Below are 2,762 nucleotides of genomic sequence, written 5' to 3'. Positions count from 1 at the left end.
ACACCACGCGCGGCCAGCGCCACGGCCAGAATTCCTGAAAGCCGGACAGACCGCTCCAACGCCAGCCGTCGGAGCCGACGCCCAGGGCGAGTGCGATCCAGACGACGAGCAGCAGCAAGGCGAGAGCGAACAGGATCACGCGCCAGGGGTGATCGAGACGCGGCGGAGCCGATGGCGTGAGGTTTCCCATCGGCATGGCGGCCCGCAGCCGTGGCAGCAACACGAGCAGCATCGGCGCGCCGATCAGGGCTGTCACCGCACCGGCCGGCATTTCGCGATAGCCGGGCGGGATCAAGAGCACGAGCTGATCCGTCAGCCACAGCAGCAAGGCGCCGCAAAGAGGCGCCCAGATCAGCCTATCGCGAAAACGCCGCGCGCCCGAGAGCATGACGATGGCCGGCGCGGACAAGCCGATAAATCCCATGACGCCGACCACGCTGACGACCGACGCGCTGAGCGCGATCGCGATGATGAGCGCGCAGACCCGTGCTCGCGTCAATCCGAGGCCCAGATTGCGCGCGGTCTCGTCGTCGAAGCCGAGCAGGGTCAGCGGACGAACCATCGCCGCGATCAGGACAATCGAAATCACGAGCCGCGGCGCCAGGAACGTGACGTTGCTCCAGTCCTGCTGATTGAGGAATCCGGCGCCCCAGATGAACAGCCCAATCAGATATTCGTGGTTGAGCAGCACCAGCGCCTGGGTGGTCACGGCGCAATAGTAGCTGACGATCAACCCAGCCAGCACCAGCACCACAGGCGACAGCGCACGCTTCCAGGTCAGCCCGAACACGCACAGGAACGCAGCGACCCCGCCAAACAGCGCAATCCACTCTCGGCCCAAGGCCAACAGCGACGGCGCCCACAAGGTCGTCACGGCCAGCGCAAGATAGGCGCCATTCAGGACACCGATGGTGCTCGGTTCGGCGAGTGGATTGCGCAGCACCTGCTGAGAGACAGTACCGGCGAGGCCAAGGGCTGCCCCGGCCAGCAGCGCCACCGCGATGCGCGGAAACACGGTGTAGTGCACGAGCATCTGCTGCGGATCGGTGATCTCGGGCCGCCACAACACCGGCAACCACGCGCTGGCGGGCAGATATCCGGACAGATTCCGCCAGGTGAGCGCGGCCGCGGCCGCCACCAACAACCCGATCAGTATCGCCGGATGCATGTCGAAGCAGGACCGGGCCGGCAGCGCATCAACCTTGCTCATCGCTTTCCCGCGGCAGACGTTCGGCGAGAAGACGGGCGAAACGTTCGGCCGCCGGCACGCCGCCATAGAAGAACTGATTGTCCAGGACCGTCAGCCGGCGCGACCGGAGAGACGGCAGAGTCTGAAGTACCGGGCTCGCCCTCAGCAAGGCCTCGACATCAGCGACCCGCGACGTCATCAGGACCAGTCGTGCGTCGGGAACCGCCGCGAGCACTTCGAGTCCCACGCTGGTATATCCCCATGGGCCACTCTGTCCGGTCCAGGCATTCTTCAATCCGAACTGATCGAGCACCTCCTGATAGAGGCTGTTCGGACCGAACACGAGCGCGCGGTTACGCGCAATCTCGCTGACGAGATAAAGCGGCTTGCCCCCGCGGTCGCGAAGCCGCTCACGATAACCGGTCATGGCGACATCGAAGCGGCCGAAATAGGCTTCGCACGCCGACTGCACCCCGAGACGCTTCGCAAGCTCCATCGTCGAACGGCGCGCCGTGTCGAGAGGATGCCCGCCGGGCCTGAAGATCGTGAACATTTCGACCGGCGCGATCAGCTTGAGCCGGGGTATGGCGGCCGCGATGCTGGGATCGATGATGATGATGTCAGGCGCGAAGCTCTGTAGCAGCTCGAGATTTGGCTCCGAACGCAGGCCGATCTCCTGCACGCCGGGCGGGACAGCCGGCTCGACAACGAGCCGGCCATAGCGCTCGATCTCCGGAATCACCAGCGGCACGACGCCGAGCGCCAATATCGTCTGGGCACAGGCCCAGCCGAGCGCGGCAATCCGGGGCCCGGATTGCGATCCACCGACTTGGGCAAATGCCGGCGGCCATGCACCCGCAAGTGCCGCGCCTCCGATCGCCGCGCTCGCGCCGAGAAACGTGCGGCGGGACAGCCTGTGGTCTGGGACAAACGTGCTCATGGGATTCGGTTCAGGAGCCTCTTGCAGAGAGGCCGCGGGAAATGACAGTCATGACATACCCTCGTTCACGCTGTATTTCCATATCAAGCCGCCTTTTCGCCGGCGGCAAGAAAGGCCTCGGCCAGCGCCCGCCCGATCGCCGCCCTCGCCTGCAAGGCATCGGCCACGACATTCCCCATGCGCAGGAATTCATGGATCATGCCGGGATAGACATGCAGTTCGACGGGAACGCCGGCCCTGCGGAGCCGTGCCGCATAGCCCAGCCCCTCATCCACGAGGGGATCGAACTCGGCGAGCACGATGAACGCAGGGGCCAACCCAGATAGATCGTTTGCTGCAAGCGGCGCGAAGCGCCAATCGTCGCGATCGGAATCATCGCGGAGATACTGCCGGAAGAACCAATCGACGGTGCTGCGCTCCAGGAGATGACCGGACCCATATCGCTCATAGGACGCGGAGGTCTGTCGGGAGCTGAGGCCGGGATAGGCGAGAACCTGAAGCACCGGCTGCGGAAGGTCCTTGTTTGTCTTCGCTTCGATCGCGAGCGCGGCGGCAAGCGTCCCGCCGGCGCTGTCGCCGCCGACAGCAACGCGGCGCGTGTCGAGCCCGATCGCACGGCCCTCGCGGCCGATC

The 2,762-nt window shown here is 65.5% G+C and carries 3 protein-coding genes; all 3 read right to left on the bottom strand.

Annotated elements, in window-relative coordinates:
• On the bottom strand, positions 1 to 1,210 hold a 1,210-nt coding region (locus MOV74_RS35375), incomplete at its 3' end, for an iron ABC transporter permease (protein WP_246931771.1).
• Positions 1,197 to 2,129: an ABC transporter substrate-binding protein gene (locus tag MOV74_RS35370; protein ID WP_246931767.1), complete on the bottom strand. Its 933-nt coding sequence runs from the start codon at positions 2,127 to 2,129 to the stop codon at positions 1,197 to 1,199. The genes MOV74_RS35370 and MOV74_RS35375, both read right to left, overlap by 14 nt.
• Positions 2,130 to 2,212: 83 nt before the next feature.
• On the bottom strand, positions 2,213 to 2,762 hold a 550-nt coding region (locus MOV74_RS35365; RefSeq protein ID WP_246931764.1), incomplete at its 5' end, for an alpha/beta hydrolase fold domain-containing protein.

It is taken from the genome of Bradyrhizobium sp. SHOUNA76, from assembly GCF_023006445.1.
Classification (GTDB): domain Bacteria; phylum Pseudomonadota; class Alphaproteobacteria; order Rhizobiales; family Xanthobacteraceae; genus Bradyrhizobium.
The sequence above is the reverse complement of the archived record's forward strand: the minus strand, read 5'-3'. Positions and strand labels throughout refer to the sequence as shown.